The 15891-nt window shown below is 65.3% G+C and carries 13 protein-coding genes; 8 read left to right on the top strand and 5 right to left on the bottom strand.

What is annotated here, in order from left to right:
• Window positions 1-186 precede the first annotated feature (186 nt).
• Complete coding sequence (locus tag AC1D2L_RS07300; protein WP_476845165.1) at window positions 187-1218, top strand: PilZ domain-containing protein; 1032 nt, start codon at window positions 187-189, stop codon at window positions 1216-1218.
• Window positions 1219-1222: 4 nt separating this feature from the next.
• Here AC1D2L_RS07300 and lysM read toward each other — a convergent pair whose 3' ends face one another.
• Entirely contained in the window at window positions 1223-1666 is a 444-nt protein-coding gene (gene lysM / locus AC1D2L_RS07295; protein WP_476845164.1) for a peptidoglycan-binding protein LysM, read from the bottom strand.
• 201 nt (window positions 1667-1867) lie between these two features.
• On the opposite strand from lysM, the gene AC1D2L_RS07290 reads away from it, so the two are divergent.
• Together AC1D2L_RS07290 and AC1D2L_RS07285 are read left to right on the top strand one after the other, a co-directional pair.
• Window positions 1868-2296: a GlcG/HbpS family heme-binding protein gene (locus AC1D2L_RS07290; RefSeq protein ID WP_476845163.1), complete on the top strand. Its 429-nt coding sequence runs from the start codon at window positions 1868-1870 to the stop codon at window positions 2294-2296.
• 103 nt (window positions 2297-2399) lie between these two features.
• On the top strand, window positions 2400-3455 hold the full coding sequence (locus AC1D2L_RS07285) for an NAD(P)/FAD-dependent oxidoreductase (protein ID WP_476845162.1): 1056 nt from the start codon (window positions 2400-2402) through the stop codon (window positions 3453-3455).
• 107 nt (window positions 3456-3562) lie between these two features.
• On the opposite strand, the gene AC1D2L_RS07280 is transcribed toward AC1D2L_RS07285, so the two are convergent.
• The gene (locus AC1D2L_RS07280; protein WP_476845161.1) at window positions 3563-6052 is read right to left on the bottom strand and encodes a hypothetical protein; all 2490 of its coding nucleotides are present in this window, start codon (window positions 6050-6052) and stop codon (window positions 3563-3565) included.
• Window positions 6053-6221: 169 nt separating this feature from the next.
• The gene (locus AC1D2L_RS07275) at window positions 6222-7457 is read right to left on the bottom strand and encodes a urate hydroxylase PuuD (RefSeq protein ID WP_476845160.1); all 1236 of its coding nucleotides are present in this window, start codon (window positions 7455-7457) and stop codon (window positions 6222-6224) included.
• A 151-nt stretch (window positions 7458-7608) separates the two neighbouring features.
• On the opposite strand from AC1D2L_RS07275, the gene uraH reads away from it, so the two are divergent.
• The 3 genes from uraH (at window position 7609) to AC1D2L_RS07260 (ending at window position 9944) form a co-directional block, all read left to right on the top strand.
• Entirely contained in the window at window positions 7609-7962 is a 354-nt protein-coding gene (gene uraH, locus AC1D2L_RS07270) for a hydroxyisourate hydrolase (protein WP_476845159.1), read from the top strand.
• A 164-nt stretch (window positions 7963-8126) separates the two neighbouring features.
• Complete coding sequence (gene puuE, locus AC1D2L_RS07265; RefSeq protein WP_476845158.1) at window positions 8127-9551, top strand: allantoinase PuuE; 1425 nt, start codon at window positions 8127-8129, stop codon at window positions 9549-9551.
• A gap of 69 nt (window positions 9552-9620) precedes the next feature.
• The gene (locus tag AC1D2L_RS07260; protein ID WP_476845157.1) at window positions 9621-9944 is read left to right on the top strand and encodes a hypothetical protein; all 324 of its coding nucleotides are present in this window, start codon (window positions 9621-9623) and stop codon (window positions 9942-9944) included.
• An 82-nt stretch (window positions 9945-10026) separates the two neighbouring features.
• Here AC1D2L_RS07260 and AC1D2L_RS07255 read toward each other — a convergent pair whose 3' ends face one another.
• Together AC1D2L_RS07255 and AC1D2L_RS07250 are read right to left on the bottom strand one after the other, a co-directional pair.
• A complete protein-coding gene (locus AC1D2L_RS07255; protein ID WP_476845156.1) occupies window positions 10027-11493 on the bottom strand; it encodes a UdgX family uracil-DNA binding protein in 1467 nt (488 codons plus the stop codon).
• A complete protein-coding gene (locus tag AC1D2L_RS07250; RefSeq protein WP_476845230.1) occupies window positions 11493-12710 on the bottom strand; it encodes a putative DNA modification/repair radical SAM protein in 1218 nt (405 codons plus the stop codon). Before AC1D2L_RS07250 ends, AC1D2L_RS07255 begins: the two co-directional genes overlap by 1 nt.
• A 178-nt stretch (window positions 12711-12888) precedes the next feature.
• Here AC1D2L_RS07250 and AC1D2L_RS07245 point away from each other — a divergent pair, with 178 nt between their 5' ends.
• Together AC1D2L_RS07245 and AC1D2L_RS07240 are read left to right on the top strand one after the other, a co-directional pair.
• On the top strand, window positions 12889-13065 hold the full coding sequence (locus tag AC1D2L_RS07245) for a hypothetical protein (protein ID WP_476845155.1): 177 nt from the start codon (window positions 12889-12891) through the stop codon (window positions 13063-13065).
• Between the two features lie 80 nt (window positions 13066-13145).
• The gene (locus AC1D2L_RS07240; RefSeq protein WP_476845154.1) at window positions 13146-15674 is read left to right on the top strand and encodes a glycogen/starch/alpha-glucan phosphorylase; all 2529 of its coding nucleotides are present in this window, start codon (window positions 13146-13148) and stop codon (window positions 15672-15674) included.
• Window positions 15675-15891 lie beyond the last annotated feature (217 nt).

Genomic DNA, 15891 nt, shown 5'->3' with positions numbered 1-15891 from the left:
TTTGGCGCCGGGCAGCATGACGGGCAAAAAGCGCCGGATGCAAGGGTGTCCCTCACCGACCGGGACGCAACGCGCGGGTATCGTAACAGGAAGCCGTGTTCGACGCCTGCAAAGGCGGCGTCGGGAGCGCTTTATCCATAAGCGCGATTCACGTATAGGTAGTATTTTACAATCATTACTACCTGCATGATCGAATCATCCGACCGCGAACCCGAGCCTCCCGATGACCCGATCGGCGAGAGCCGGGACATCTCCCGGCAGGCTCTCGAAGCGGCCACTGGTACACACACGCGTCGCGACGGCACCGTGCCCGTACCGGCGTCCCTGCCACATCGCATGCGGGTGATCCGCGCAAGTCTTGACCGCCTGCCACCCACCGCGCCCTCATCCTGGGGCCGCATCAAGGAGGCCGGCGGCCGCCTCGGCGTCGCAATGTCTGCCCAGCCCTGGGGCGAGCGCCGCCGCTTCACTCGCTGGCCATTGGTGGGGCCTTGCCTGCTGACACTGCGCGGCATGCGGATCCCCGCCTCGACACTCGACATCGGGGCCGGCGGTCTGATGATTGCGCCGGTCCCGGTGCTAGGTCCCGGCGACGTCGCCACGATCACGCTGGAGTTGTCGCCCGGAAGGCGCATTTCCGCCACCGCGACGATCGACCGCGACAGTCTCGGCCATCTCGCCTTCGAGCGCATCGACGAAAGCGGCCCGGTCGACCTCTGGGGGGTGCTGCGCGCCTGCGCGGATGCCTATGGCAAGGCACTGTGGCAGGCGGCAGCTCTCGCAGCCGAGGTTGCGGCACTGTTCGAGGCAGCGCTCCGTGATCAGATCGTCTCATCGGTAGAGCTGTTTGGCGTAGCCGGCGACCACCCCGCCAGACTTGGGCGGCTCGATGAGGCACTTGGCGCTCTTTTTGGCCGGGCCGTGCCCGTGGATGACGATCTCGTCTATGTCGCTGCGGTAGACAGGAACGGCCATGTCGCGGCGGAATTCACCCGCCCCGGCGAGCCCCTGGCCCGTCGCGGGCAGCATGTCAGGGACACCGTGACGCTGCGGGCCGCGCGCTATTCCGCGGGTCCGATCGTCCAGACCTATTGTCGGCTGCCGGGCCGCGAGCCCCTCGGCGTCGTCAGCGACGCCTCCGCGCCCGTGTTCGTTGAAGGGCGGCGCTGGGGTTGCGTCCAGATCGGTCGCAACCCCCTGTCGTTTGCTATCGCCTAGGTGATCACGCCTTCGGCGGAATGCGCAGGACCCAGCCCGGCATGATCAGGTCGGGGTTCTTGACCGGAGGTGTGTTGGCCTTGACGATCTCGGTGTACTTGGCGCCCTGGCCCTTGCCGTAATGCTCTTCGGCGATCTTCCAGAGCGTGTCGCCCTTCTTGACCGTGTAGAACACGGCGGCCGCCGCTTCCTTGTTGACGACGAGGTCGGATTCGACCGAGGCCACGCCGGCGGTGTTGCCCAGCGCGAGAATGATCTTCTCGGCTTCCTCGGTCGAGACCGCCTTGCCAGAGACCTTCACCTTGTCGCCATCGATCTGGATTGCGATGTCGGACGGCAGGCCATGACCCGCCAGCTCCTTCTGCAGGGCATCCGGGGTTGCGGCCTTGGCCTCGCTCGATCCGAAGATCTTGGCGCCGGCTTCTTTGATGAAACTAAACAGACCCATAGGGCTTCCTCCAGTCAGTGGACCCCTATCAAGCCCCCCCGGGGCGCCAAGTTCAAGCCGGATTCCACCCGCCGGCCATTCGATATAGCCCGCGCACCCCATGATCCGCTGCATTTTCGAAAAGCCGCTGTGCCCGCAGCGCCCCTTCCCCCGGCGCCGCCGCACTGGCACAAGCCTTCGATCACAAACGGAGGCTTCCCGATGCTGACCCTCTCGCAGGCCCAGACGATCCTTGCCGCAGCCCTGTCCCATGCCGAACTCGGCGGGTTCAAGCCACTGGCCATCGCGGTGCTCGACGCACGCGGCGCACAGAAGGTGTTCTCCGCGCAGGACGGCACCAGCCTGAAGCGCGCGGAGATCGCGATCGGCAAGGCCCACGGCGCTGTCGCGATGGGGCTAGGCTCGCGCGCGTTGCACAAGATGGCGCTGGACCGCCCCTATTTCGTCGCGGCGGCGACCCATGCCGTGGGCGGCTCGCTTGTGCCGGTACCCGGCGGCGTCCTCATCCGCGACGCAGCGGGCGGCCTGCTCGGCGCGGTCGGGATCTCGGGCGACACCTCCGAGAACGACGAGGCGGCGGCGGTAGCCGGCATCTCCGCGGCTGGTCTTTTCGCCGATACCGGCGCCTGACGCATGGCCCGGCACTTGCCAGATGCCGCCTGAGGCATCATGTCGGGGCCGGGAGAAATCCCTCAAGTATTGCTATAACTTAGACTGAATCCAAGGAAGAGCCATGAGCGTCGAGACCGCCGCGAGCGAAGTCATCACCACCGACGTCGTCATTGTCGGCGCCGGCCCCTGCGGTCTGTTTGCAGTGTTCGAGCTTGGGTTGCTCGACATCCGCGCGCATCTGGTCGACATCCTCCCGAAGGTCGGCGGCCAGTGCGCGGAGCTCTATCCGGAGAAGCCGATTTACGACATCCCCGGCTTCCCGACGATCACGGGACAGGGCCTGGTCGACAACCTGATCGAGCAGATCAAGCCGTTCGGCCCGACCTTCCACCTCAACCAGATGATCGAGGCCCTCGAGCCTATCGGCACGGCCGAGGCGCCGCGGTTCCGCGTCACGACCGACGCCGGCACCGTATTCGAGACCAAATGCGTCCTGATCGCCGCCGGCGGTGGCTCGTTCCAGCCCAAGAAGCCGCCGATTCCCGGCATCGACGGCTATGAGAACAGCTCGGTCTTCTATGCCGTGCGCAAGATGGAAGCGTTCCGTGGCCGCGAGATCCTCATCGTCGGCGGCGGCGATTCCGCGCTCGACTGGACCTTGAACCTGCAGCCCATCGCCAAGCGCGTCACGCTGATGCATCGCCGCGACGACTTCCGCGCCGCACCACACTCCGTCGAGCAGATGCGGTCGCTCGTCGCTTCTGGCGCGATGGACATGAAGCTTGGGCAGGTCACCGGACTCAAGGGCGAGGGCAACAAACTCCAGGCCGTGGTCTGCCGCGGCACCGACAACGAGCCCTTCGAGATCGCCTGCGATACGCTGCTGCCCTTCTTCGGGCTGACCATGAAGCTGGGGCCGATCGCCGATTGGGGCCTCAACCTCAACGAAAACCTGATCCCAGCGGATACCGAGAAGTTCGAGACCTCGACACCGGGCATCTTCGCCATCGGCGACATCAATACCTATCCGGGCAAGCTCAAGCTGATCCTGTCAGGCTTCCACGAGGCGGCGTTGGCCGCCCAGAAGGTGCATCGCTACGTCTATCCGGAGAAGCGCCTGACCTTCCAGTACACGACCTCTTCAACATCGCTGCAGAAGAAGCTCGGCGTCGCCTGAGCGCAATCGCATCACGAAGCGCCGCTGTTTCCCGGGCTAGCACCAGGAGAACCGCGGCGCTTCGCAGTCATGTCGAGCGAGCCGCAGGCCTTCGTGCCGGGGCGAACTCAGTACGCCCGCGACGATGAGATCTGCGGGCGCGGCTCGCTTGCGACCGGGATCGAGCCGAGTCCAAGGGTCTCGCGAATGGCAGGTGACGGTCCCGACAGCGTCGGAGCGCGCGTCGTGCCCTGCGCAACCTGAGGCTCGTCAGGCCGCACCGGCAGCGGCTGGTCGCCATCGGGCTCCTGCGGCGCAACACGCTCGCGGAACTCGGCCAGCGCGCCCTCGAACGGATGGAAGCTGAACGTCACCTTGTGCGTGCCAGCCGGCACCTGCACGGCGCGGAACAACAGGTTCGCCTTCAGGATCTCGGTCTCTGCCCCGTCGACGCGCGCCTGCCACCACGGGTGCCAGATGTCGTTGAGCACGACGAAGCCCGCCTCGGTCGCCGTCACCTCGATCTCGATCTCCGTATTCTCGTAGCGCAGCAGCTTGACCGCACCCTGGGCGGTCACCGGCCCCTCCGCGCGCGCGTCCGCAGGCTCGACGTCGAGCAACACGACCTGCTGCGGATCGGCATCCGGCCAGGTTCCGCTGCTCTTCATGCCGTCGAAATCGGCCAACTGCCAGCCTCCGACGAACTGCACGCGCGGCAAAGCGCGCTCGTTCTCGTAGATGTAGCTCTTGGCCGTGCGGGCGACGAGTTTGAGGTCACCCGAATGCAGCTTGCGGTCGACCTGCTCGATCGGAACCGGCGTCGCGATGTAGCGGAGGCCGAGCATGTCGGCGAGGCGGCAGCGGTAGGACGGGAACAGCGAGGTGAACTTGCGGTCCTTGGGAGCCGCGATCGAGTCGCGCGTGCCGACGGCGTCCGAGAACTCAGCGAGCCGCAGCGGGTTGTAGCCAAGCGTATGGTCGAAGCCATGAACCATGCCGGCATTGGGCCACTCGAAGCCCATGCCCAGCAGCTCGATCCGGTCCCGCCGCGGCGAGCCCGTCGGCTGGGCAACCAGGCGCTTCAGCACGGCCACAGTCTCGTTATGGGTCTCCGGACGCAGCACGTCGTAGATTTCAGGCGCCAGGGCAGTTGATTCATTGGGTCCGTTATTGGCCCTGAGATCCGCGCCGACCATGCCGGTCACCAGCAGGATGGCGACGACCGGGCCAAGGCCCGCGCGCCAGCGCAGCGCGGCGAACAGGACTGCAAGCGCCGCGGCAAACCACAGCGCCGCGGAGGCCACAGGCCACCAGGCGTCGCGCAGATGCCGCTCATCGGACGAGACAACGAGCGCGACTACGATCGTCGCCACCACGAGCCCGCCTCCGATCAGGGCGTCGCGCCGCAGCGAGCCGAGATTGTCCTCGCTGAGCAGCCGATGCAGCACGTAGCCCGCCAGCACGGCACCGAGCGCGCCGATCAGGAAGGTCGAGTCCGCGGGCCGGCGAAAAGCTTTCACGCCCGGAAGGTAGTCGTAGAACAGCTCGAAGGCCGGAGTGAAACGGCCCAGCGCGAACAGCACCATGAACACGAAAAGCAGCGTGAAGGGCAGGATCGCCTTGTTGAAAAGCCAGCCGCGCGTCAGGCCCGGCGCGATCAGCAGCAGCAGCGGCAGCGCGCCCATATAGACCTGCGCCATGTTCTGCGAGAGGAAGCCCTCATGCGACTGCCAGCCTGAGCTGTAGGGTCCCCAATACTCCACACCCGGGTCGCTCGCGCCGAAGAGGTCTGCGACGAAGGCGGTCAGCAGCGAAGCGGGATGCAGGGAACCGCGCGCCGCCTCGACGAAGTCGATCTCGGGGCGCGTGCTTGCCTCCGCGAACAGCCAGGTCCAGAGCAGCGGCAGCGCGATGGTGACCACGCCCGCGAGGCTCGCGACCGCGATCGGGGCAAGACTTGCCCGCAACGCGCTCCAGCCACCGGCAAGCCAATGCGCCGCGACCATGCCGATCAGCACATAGGCGCCCAGGAGCGCGACCTGGTCGGGCTCGAGCACCATCATACCGGCCGCGAGGCCGGCCAGTGCGCCGGACGCCAGCGAAGAGCGCTGCAGCATCCGCGCCGTCAGCCAGAGCGCGATGGCGAAGAAGGCAAGGCTGGCGATCTGCCCGACATGCTGGACCCGCCACGCCGCCGAGGAGCCAAAGGCGAAGACCAGCGCCGCCAGCACGCCGCCGGCGGGGTGCCAGCCGCGATCGCGGAAGAACATCAGGATGGCGAGGCCACCGGCCAGGAGATGAGCGAGCACATAGGCATCGACCATGCGGAAGCTCGGCGATGGCGAAAGGAGCGCGAGCAGGATTGCCGGCGAGAAGATCAGGGATTGCGGATCGGCGATCTGGGGCGAGCCGCCGAAGACGTTATGAGTCCAGAACGGCGACTGGCCGGAATGCAGCGCCTGGGCAAGGAACTGGATCTGAGCCTGGAAATGGGCTTTCGCATCGAAGGGAATCGTGACGGAACCCGACAGCCACGGCCAGCAGAGCACCGTCCAGGCAAAGACAAAACCTACGGCCGCCAGCAGATAGCTGGTGCCCTTCGCATCCAAACGTCTCACCTGGACCCCCGGGTCCCCGGCACGGACGGTCCCGGTATTGGGCACCTGCCTCCAGCCTGTCAGTCACTCCGGACAATGCTGGCGGCGATATGAACCGAAACTGAATGGCTTCACGTTTGCGTGCGCACCCTGTGAACAGGCTGAACGATTGCAGACAGCCGCTTGTTTTTCAGCGCATTCCGGCAAGCCAGGCCGCGAGCACATGGCGCTCCGTCTGGGTCATTCCGGTCAGGTTGTTGGGCGGCATCGCATGCGTCATCACAGCCTGCGTCCGGATGGCACGTGCCTGGATCGCGATACGCTCGGGCTCATGCAACCAGATTCCCTTGGGCGCGATCTGGAGCCCCGGCCAGGACGGCTCGGGCGCGTGGCACATGGCGCAGCGGCCGGAGATGATGTTGGCGACCTCGGCCGGCGGTAGGCTCATCCCCGCGAGCAGCGTCGCCTTTGGAGGCTCACGCGCCGGCAGGCCGAGTTGCTCCCGCCCGCCGGGTGAAGATGCCATCGCGAGCCAGAACGCCAGCCAGAGCGCAAGGATCGCCACGGCCCAGGTCCACCAGGGCGACTTCGCGTGGTCGGCATGACGAACATTGTAGAAGTGTCGGATCAGCGCGCCCGCCACGATGATCAGCGCCACCAGCGCCGGGATCACCGCCGAATTCGCGTAGGTCACCGGGTAGTGGTTCGACAGCATCAGGAACAGCACCGGCAGGGTGATGTAGTTGTTGTGCGTCGAGCGCTGCTTCGCCGCCTTGCCGTATTTCGGATCGGGCTTCTCGCCAGCCGTCAGCGCCGCGATCACCTTCCGCTGGCCCGGCATGATGTTGAAGAAGACGTTGGCGGTCATGATCGTCGCCATCAGCGCGCCGGTATGGATAAGAGCGCCACGCCCCGAGAACACACTGGCAAAGGCCCAGCTCGCCGCGACCACATAGCCGAAGCCGAGCACGCCCAGCACGACGTCGTTCTTGCCCAGCGGCGAGCGGCAAAGCCAGTCATAGAACAGCCAGCCCAGCACCAGCGCCGCGATACCGATGGCGCCGGCTGCCAGCGGCGACAACGCCATCACGTGCGGGTCTATCAGATAGAGTTCCGACTGCGCATAATAGACCCAGACCAGCAGGAAGAAGCCGGAGATCCAGGTCCAGTAGCTCTGCCATTTGTGCCAGGTCAGCTCGGCGGGCATCACCGCCGGCGCGACCAGATATTTCCGCATCTCGTAGAAGCCGCCGCCATGGACCTGCCAGGCGCGCCCGCCTTCGCCCGGCGGGATGTCGGCGGCCGGCCGCAGCGACGCGTCGAGATGGATGAAGAAGAAGGACGAGCCGATCCAGGCGATCGCAGTGATCACATGCAGCCAGCGCAGCAGCATGCCGCCCCACTCGACGAGATAGGCCTCAAACATCCGCGACCTCCCCTCAGCCAGATGTGCCGCCGCGATTGACAGGGACGAATCCGGGATGAAACTTGCGTAGTGCGTCCAGACTAGGGTTCGCCTTTTTGCGAAGGCAAGCTTCGTTCCGCGCGCCTCATCCTAGCAACAGGACATTGGACCCATGGGACGTCTCTCGACGCATGTGCTCGACACCGTAAATGGCAGGCCGGCCGCCGGTGTGATGGTCACCCTCGACCGTATCCTGCCCGAAGGTGGCCGCGATCGGATGACGCAGGCGCTGACCAATGTCGATGGCCGCACCGACGAGCCGCTGCTGAGCGACACGCTGGAAACCGGCGTCTACGAATTGCGCTTCGAGATCGGCGCCTATTTTCGGGGTCTCGGGAGCGCCCTTCCGGAACCTGCCTTCCTCGACATCGTGCCGATCCGCTTTGGCATCGCCGATCCAGAAGGGCATTACCACGTCCCCCTCCTGGCCTCGCCCTGGAGCTATTCCACCTATCGCGGCAGCTAGGTTGGTTGTTCGCCAAGGATGCGCCGTCATCGCGAGCGCTGCGCAGCACAGACCCCAGAACCTTTCCGGACATGTGCAGGAAAGGCGCCGGGATGGATCGGCGCTTCGCCGCTCGTCCGGAATGACTGCATGTTTCGAAGCATGATCGATAGGTAGAGTATCCAATGACCGACGCCCCCTACCCCCGCGACATGGTCGGCTACGGCCGCAATGCCCCCAATCCGCACTGGCCCGGCGGCGCCCGCATCGCGGTGCAGTTCGTGATTAACTACGAGGAGGGCGGCGAGAACAACATCCTGCATGGCGACGCCGCCTCCGAGGCCTTCCTCTCCGAGATCGTTGGCGCCGCGCCCTGGCCCGGCCAGCGCCACATGAACATGGAGTCGATCTACGAATACGGCTCGCGTGCGGGCTACTGGCGGCTCTGGCGGATGTTCACGCAGCGCAAGCTGCCGGTCACCGTCTTTGCCGTCGCGAGTGCGCTGGCGCGCTATCCCGAGATCGTGGATTCCATGCAGGAGGCCGGGTGGGAAATTGCCACCCACGGCCTGAAATGGATCGACTATCGCGACATCCCCGCCGAACGCGAGCGCGCCGACATCCTCGAGGCCATTGCGATCCAGCAGGACCTGACAGGCGCGCGCCCGCTCGGCATATACCAGGGCAGGAGTTCCGAGCGGACGATCCCGCTGACCATGGCGGAAGGCGGCTTTCTCTACACGGCAGATGTCTATGCCGATGAACTGCCCTATTGGCTCTCGGGTCCGCACGGCCCGCAACTCGCGGTGCCCTACACGCTCGACGCCAACGACATGCGCTTTGCCACCCCGCAGGGCTTCAACAGCGGCGACCAGTTCTTCGCCTATCTCAAGGACAGCTTCGACATCCTGTACGCCGAGGGCGAGACCGCGCCTAAAATGATGTCGATCGGCCTGCACTGCCGGCTGGTCGGGCGCCCCGGTCGCGCGGCCGCGCTGGCGCGCTTCCTCGACTATGTGCAGTCGCATGAGCGGGTCTGGGTCGCGACCCGGCTCGATATCGCGCGGCACTGGGTCCGTCGTCACCCGCCGGCCGATGGCTATCGGCCCTCGAAACTGCCGAAGGCGCTGTTCGTCGAAGTTTATGGCCGCGTATGGGAGCATTCCCCCTGGATCGCCGAGGCGGCGCATGACGCCGGCCTGAGCGAGGCAGAGGATACCGTTGAGGGCCTGCACGCCGCCATGAGCCGCGCGATGCACGCAGGCTCACCCGATCAGCGCCGCGCTCTGCTGCTTGCCCACCCCGACCTTGCCGGCAAGCTCGCCGCGGCGGGCGAACTCACGCCCGAATCAAGCCTGGAGCAGGCGTCAGCCGGTCTTGACCGCCTGACCAGCGACGAGCGTGTCCGCTTCATCGCACTCAACGAGAGCTACAAGGCCCGCTTCGGCATCCCCTTCATCATCGCCGTCAGGGGCCTGAGCAAGGCCGACATCGTCGCCAATTTCGAGGCGCGGCTGAAGAGCACGCCCGAGACCGAATTCGAGACGGCGCTGGCGCAGGTCGAGAGGATCGCAAAGCTCCGGTTGAAAGACCTGATGGCGACACCCTGATGCCCTTGTGCCCCCTCCGCGACAACACTAGGCATGCGGCCCGGACGCTCAGTCCGCGGGGGGATAGATATGGCTCAAGTCGTAATGATGAAGAATAATAGCACGGGGTTGGTAAAAAAGGGCTTTGTCGGTTACTCCTGGACGTATCTTTTGTTCGGCTGGTGGGTTCCGTTGATCAGGGGCGAACTTGGAGTCGCTGCCCTTCATCTCCTCTTTACAGTGTGTACGTTCGGACTGTGGCAGTTCATCGTTTCGTTTCTGTACAATAGGCAGTTCACTTCTCGTCTGATCGAGAACGGCTACCGCTTTGCCGATACCGAGGCGCTCAACATCTTCGCCGCCGGCAAAATTGGCGTCGACCTGAACAATCATCTGGCCCGTCCGGCCGTCTGATTCTTCACCCGTGGGCATCCTTGCGAACTGAAACCAGTTGGCCGGATGCCCGCGAAGGGTGCGGGGCAACGCGCCCGACCCTTCAGGCCGCCCTCCCCACTTGCATGTCCGGGACAAGTTCGCCTGCGCGCCTGAGATCGCCCAGGAAGCGCTCCGTCTCGCGACGTCGCGTCTCCTCGTCGGGCAGGCGCAGCAGGTAGGACGGATGCACGGTCACCAGCAATCGCGTGCCGTCCTCGAGTGTCAGGTCCCTGTCGCGCATCGAGCCCAGCGAGCCGGAATGCCCTGTTAACGAGCGCAGCGCAGTCGCGCCCATCGCCACGATCAGCTCCGGCTTGACGAAATCGCGCTCGAGTCCGAGCCAGAAGCGGCAGGCCTTGATCTCCCCGGCGCCGGGGCTCTGGTGGATGCGGCGCTTGCCGCGCACCTCGAACTTGAAGTGCTTCACCGCATTGGTGACATAGGCCTTGCGCCGGTCGAGGCCAGCCTCGCCCATGATCCGGTTGAAGAGTTCGCCGGCTGGACCCACGAACGGCGTGCCTGACAGGTCCTCGCGGTCGCCGGGCTGCTCGCCGACGAACATCACGCGCGCATCCATCGGCCCGGCGCCGAAGACGGTCTGCGTCGCGTGCTCGCATAGCCCACAGCGCCGGCAGTCGCGCGAGGCGAATGCCGCCTGCTCCAGGCTCGCGAACGACTCGTCCGGCGAGACAGCCAACACGCGGCTTCGCTCGGCCTGCCTCAGGTGCCGCTCCGGGGGCAGCGTCGGCATGGTCTCGATCATCGCCGCGGCCCGCCGGGCAGCACCCGCGATCAGGGGCGCGATCAGTTCGGCCTCGGGCAGGTTGCGCCAGTACTTTTGCGGCATCTCGGCCTTCATGGCTTTGATCTTGAGCCGCGCCGGATTGAAGATGTTGGCGTAATAGGTCCGCCAGTAATCCTCGATCGCATCGTCGTTGGGCGCATCGCAACGCGACGCAGGCGCGCCGACATGCAGCTTCGCGAGATCCCAGTGCAGCGATCCCTGCGGCGTCAGGATCGACCAGCGCATCGACGCGAAGCGCTCGACAAAGAAGCGCGAGGCGCGTTCGAGAATGAAGTGCTCTGGCTCGAACCAGGCGACATAGGCCACCCCGCCATCGTCATCCTCCACTTCGCGAAACCGCACGAAGGCGGTCATCTTGTGGACGTCGCGCCGGACGCTGCGCGCCATGGCCTCGGCGCGGTGGACATCCGCATCCGTCGTGAGCTTCAGCAATTGCGGCTCATGCTGGAGGCGCGCCAGCATGCGGTAGAGCATGCCGAAGCGCTCGGGATCGCTGTGGCAGATCACCTGGTCGGCAAGCTCGAGAAAAGCGCGCGGCACCGTCAGTCGTGCGCCGTCCGAGGGAGCGTCGCAGGCAACCTCCGCGCCGCCGAACAGGCCGCCAGCCTCCTGCCCGACCAGCCAGGCGACCTCCGACGGGGCGATCCCGCGCTGCGCGAGCGCTCTCGCCTGCCTGCGCCAGCCCTCGTAATCGGCGGGATGGGCGAGCCTGGCGGAAACCATCACAGCAGCGCCAGCTGTTGCGGCCGCGGCGCTAGATGTTGGCGAAGGCGGTCGCTGTCGAGCGCGGCACCGGGCCGCCAGTCGGCGGTGACGATGAAGTTGCGCAGCACAGTCACGGAGCGCGCGAGCTTGCCGACATCGTCGAGCGTCAGCCGCCGGATGCGTCGCATCTCGATGATCCGCTTGACGCTGCGCGTTCCCAGCCCCGGCACCCGCAACAAGTGCTCGCGGTCGGCCTTGTTGACGTCCACCGGAAAGCGCTCGCGATGGCGCAGGGCCCAGGCCAATTTCGGGTCGATGGCGAGATCGAGCATCTCGCCCGATTGCGTGTCGAGGATCTCGCCGACCTCGAAACCGTAGAACCGGGTCAGCCAGTCGGCCTGATAGAGCCGGTGTTCCCGCATCAGGGGCGGCTCGACCAGCGGCAATTGGCTCGACGAATCCGGGATCGGGCTGAAGGCCGAGTAGTACACCCGGCGCAGACCGAACGAGCCATAGAGCTGGGCGCTGCGCTGCAGGATGGAGGCGTCGCTTGACCCATCCGCGCCGACGATCATCTGCGTGCTCTGGCCGGCGGGAGCGAAGACCGGCGCCTTGCGGCTCTTCACGCGCTCGGCCTTGCTCTCCTCGATCTTCAACCTGAGCCCGCCCATCGCCGAGCCGATCTCGCGCGGCTTCTTTTCCGGTGCGAACCGCTTCAGCGAGATCTCGCTCGGCAGCTCGACATTGACCGAGACGCGGTCGGCATAGAGTCCGGCCTCGGTGACGAGGTCGGGGCTCGCGCTCGGGATGAGCTTGAGGTGGATGTAGCCGCGGAACTGGTGGACCTCGCGCAGGGTTTTGACCACGCGCACCATCTCCGACATCGTGTAGTCAGGCGACCGAATGATGCCCGACGACAGGAACAGGCCCTCGATATAGTTGCGCCGATAGAAGTTCAGCGTGAGATCCACGACCTCCTCGACCGAGAACCGCGCCCGCTCGACATTGCTCGACGAGCGATTGATGCAGAAGACGCAGTCATAGCTGCAGAAATTCGTCAGCAGGATCTTCAGCAGGGAGATGCAGCGCCCGTCGGGCGCATAGGAATGGCAGATGCCCGAGCCAGTGGTCGAGCCGATGCCCTGCCCGCCCAGCGAATTGCGCTTCGACGTGCCGCTGGATGCGCAGGACGCATCATATTTCGCCGCATCGCTCAGGATCGCGAGCTTCTGCATCACCGTGAGTTGAGCCAAGACGCCATCTCCATGTTCACTGTATGTTCCTAGCAACGAATGACCCTGCGCGCGAGTTCCAGGGATCGGGACCAATCGTCGCGGCTGGTTCGCCTGCGAGCTTTCTGGAACCCCGGCGAGCGCGGCAGCGTTGTTCCCGCGTTCGACAGGAGGGGGATCGATGCGAATTCTTTTGGTTATTCTGGTTTTGGCGATCGGTTACGACGCCGTGGTCCATGAGGGCGCCTATACGCGCAGCGTATGGACGAGCCTGGTGGGTTTCACCGGCTCCGCTGTCACAGGCGCCAAGCAGATCGGCGAGCGCGCACGGGACGAAACACGCAGCCCGACGAACTGAGGCCGCGATCAGCCAAGGCTCGCGCCAAGGCACAGCGAAACGCACAACCATGTTGCAGTGCGGTTTCGGCTGGACTTGGCATGGCGTTGGTTCGACACTCGCCACAGCCGCAACAGCCAGGATGCCGACGCTTGAACGACACAGCCACGCAGGCCAAGGCCGCCACCGAGCCCAATTCGACGGAATTGGTAGAGAAGCTGAAGGCCGAAATCGTCCGCAAGCTCACCTACTCACTCGGCAAGAACCCGTCTGTGGCCCAGCCGCATGACTGGCTGACTGCAGCGATCCTGGCCGTGCGGGATCATATCGTGAATGTCTGGCAGCATTCGACGCGCGAGAGCTACAGGACCGGCCGCAAGCGCGTCTATTATCTCTCGCTGGAATTCCTGATCGGCCGCTCGCTCGCCGACGCGCTGAGCAATCTCGGTCTGACCGGCGTCGTCGCTCAGGCAATGTCCGAGCTCGGTGTCGATCTCAGCGCGATCGAGACGATCGAGCCCGATGCGGCGCTCGGCAATGGCGGCCTCGGCCGCCTGGCCGCCTGCTACATGGAGGCGATGGCCTCGACCGGTGTTCCGGCGCTGGGCTATGGGATCCGCTACGACCACGGCCTGTTCAAGCAGCGCATCGATGGCGGCAAGCAGGTCGAGGTCCCCGAGGACTGGCTCTCCTTCCGCAATCCCTGGGAGTTCGATCGGCGCGAGAGCGCATACCAAATCGGTTTCGGCGGCGGCGTGGCGGCGACAGACAAGCCCGGCGAGGTCGTCTGGACGCCAGAGGAGACCGTCTTTGCCGTTGCCTATGACACGCCGATCGTCGGCTGGCGCGGCCGCGATGCCACCACGCTGCGGCTATGGCGCGCCCGCGCGATGCACCCGCTCTCCCTAGACGCCTTCAACAAGGGCGACCTTGCCGGCGCCGTCGCCGAGCGCAACCGCGCCGAGGCGATCTCGAAGGTGCTCTACCCCAACGATTCCACGCCGGCGGGCCAGGAACTGCGCCTGAGGCAGGAGTTCTTCTTCACCTCGGCCTCGCTGCAGGATCTCGTCGGTCGGCATTTCCGGCAGTTCGGCAAGTTCGACAACCTGCCCGACAAGGTCGCGATCCAGCTCAACGACACCCATCCGGCGCTGGCCGTAGCCGAGATGATGCGGCTGCTGATCGACGAGCGCGGGATCTCCTGGGAAGATGCCTGGGCGATCACCAACGGCACAATCTCGTACACGAACCACACCCTTCTGCCCGAGGCCCTGGAAACCTGGCCAGTCGCGCTGATGGAGCGCCTGCTGCCTCGGCACATGCAGATCATCTTCGCGATCAATGCCCGCTTCCTAGACGGCGTTCGCCGGGCGCCCGGCGGCGACCAGGTCGATCTCTCGACGATCTCGCTGATCGACGAATATCACGGCAAGCGCGTGCGCATGGCCCATCTCGCCTTCGTCGGCTCGCACACGGTCAATGGTGTCTCGGCACTGCATTCGAAGCTGATGCAGGAGACCGTCTTCGCCCCGCTCCACGCGATCTTTCCCAACCGCATCACCAACGTCACCAACGGCATCACGCCGCGGCGCTGGCTTTTTGGCGCCAATCCCGGCCTGACCAGCCTGCTGAAGGAGGTCTGCGGCGATGGCCTCACCGACGATATCGAGCAGATCGAGCGCCTGGCCGCCCATGCTGGCGATGCCAGCCTGCATGAACGACTGATCGCGATAAGGCGGCAGAACAAGCTGAAGCTCGCCGCAGTGATCAAGCACGAGACCGGCGTGATCGTCGATCCCTCGGCGCTGTTCGATGTGCAGATCAAGCGCATCCACGAGTACAAGCGCCAGTTGCTCAACATCCTTGAGACGATCGCGCTTTACGACGCGATCCGCTCCGAGCCCTATCGCGACTGGGCCCCGCGCGTGAAAATCTTCGCGGGCAAGGCTGCCTCCAACTACGGGACAGCCAAGGCGATCATCAACCTGATCAATGACGTCGCCAATGTCGTGAACAACGACATCACCACGCGCGACCGCCTCAAGGTGGTGTTCCTGCCAAACTACAATGTCAGCGCCGCCGAGATCATCATCCCCGCTGCCGACGTCTCCGAGCAGATCTCGACCGCCGGGATGGAGGCCTCGGGCACCGGAAACATGAAATTCGCGCTCAACGGCGCGGTCACGATCGGCACCATGGACGGCGCCAATATCGAGATCAGCGAACGCGTGGGGCTGGAGAACATCGTGATCTTCGGCATGAGCGCCGCAGAGGTCGACGAGGCCAAGCGCAATCCCCGACCGACCAACGAGGTCATCGCCAACGCCGCCCATCTCGAAGGCGCGCTCGATGCGGTGGCCGGCGGCGCCTACTCGCCGCGCGAACGCGACCGCTATCTCGGCCTGGTCGAGGGGCTGCGGGCCAACGACTGGTTCATGGTGCTCAACGATTTCGAGAGCTATCGCCAGGCGCAGCGCCACATCGATACGTTCTGGGCCGACCAGCCCGGCTGGTGGCGCAAATCCATTGCCAACACAGCCCATTGCGGCTGGTTCAGCGCCGATCGCTCGATCCGCGAATATGCGCAGCGGATATGGCACGTCGATGCCGGTTTCGCCGCCAAGGGCTAGGACGGCTGCTTTGCCGGCGTGTTCACAGCCTGCTGGCAATTTCGCGTCGAAGCCCAACCGTAATCCCGGACGACCGCAGGGAGACCCGGGATCCATTCCTGAACGACACTGGTAAGCGCTCCGGAATGGATCCCGGATATCGCTGCGCTGCGTCCGGGATGACGCGGATCGGCAAACTCTTGGGAAGACCGCCGCGCAGGGCGACAAGGAGCGATCT

It is taken from the genome of Allobosea sp. P1_B10, from assembly GCF_056406735.1.
The sequence above is the reverse complement of the archived record's forward strand: the minus strand, read 5'-3'. Positions and strand labels throughout refer to the sequence as shown.

Bases quoted from the DNA above. Each gene is read 5' to 3' on its own strand.
- uraH (WP_476845159.1), top strand. From the start codon at position 7,609: ATGGGACGTCTCTCGACGCATGTGCTCGACACCGTAAATGGCAGGCCG.
- puuE (WP_476845158.1), top strand. From the start codon at position 8,127: ATGACCGACGCCCCCTACCCCCGCGACATGGTCGGCTACGGCCGCAAT.
- AC1D2L_RS07250 (WP_476845230.1), bottom strand. From the start codon at position 12,710: ATGCAGAAGCTCGCGATCCTGAGCGATGCGGCGAAATATGATGCGTCC.
- AC1D2L_RS07290 (WP_476845163.1), top strand. From the start codon at position 1,868: ATGCTGACCCTCTCGCAGGCCCAGACGATCCTTGCCGCAGCCCTGTCC.
- AC1D2L_RS07260 (WP_476845157.1), top strand. From the start codon at position 9,621: ATGGCTCAAGTCGTAATGATGAAGAATAATAGCACGGGGTTGGTAAAA.
- AC1D2L_RS07275 (WP_476845160.1), bottom strand. From the start codon at position 7,457: ATGTTTGAGGCCTATCTCGTCGAGTGGGGCGGCATGCTGCTGCGCTGG.
- lysM (WP_476845164.1), bottom strand. From the start codon at position 1,666: ATGGGTCTGTTTAGTTTCATCAAAGAAGCCGGCGCCAAGATCTTCGGA.
- AC1D2L_RS07240 (WP_476845154.1), top strand. From the start codon at position 13,146: ATGGCGTTGGTTCGACACTCGCCACAGCCGCAACAGCCAGGATGCCGA.
- AC1D2L_RS07300 (WP_476845165.1), top strand. From the start codon at position 187: ATGATCGAATCATCCGACCGCGAACCCGAGCCTCCCGATGACCCGATC.
- AC1D2L_RS07255 (WP_476845156.1), bottom strand. From the start codon at position 11,493: ATGGTTTCCGCCAGGCTCGCCCATCCCGCCGATTACGAGGGCTGGCGC.
- AC1D2L_RS07245 (WP_476845155.1), top strand. From the start codon at position 12,889: ATGCGAATTCTTTTGGTTATTCTGGTTTTGGCGATCGGTTACGACGCC.
- AC1D2L_RS07285 (WP_476845162.1), top strand. From the start codon at position 2,400: ATGAGCGTCGAGACCGCCGCGAGCGAAGTCATCACCACCGACGTCGTC.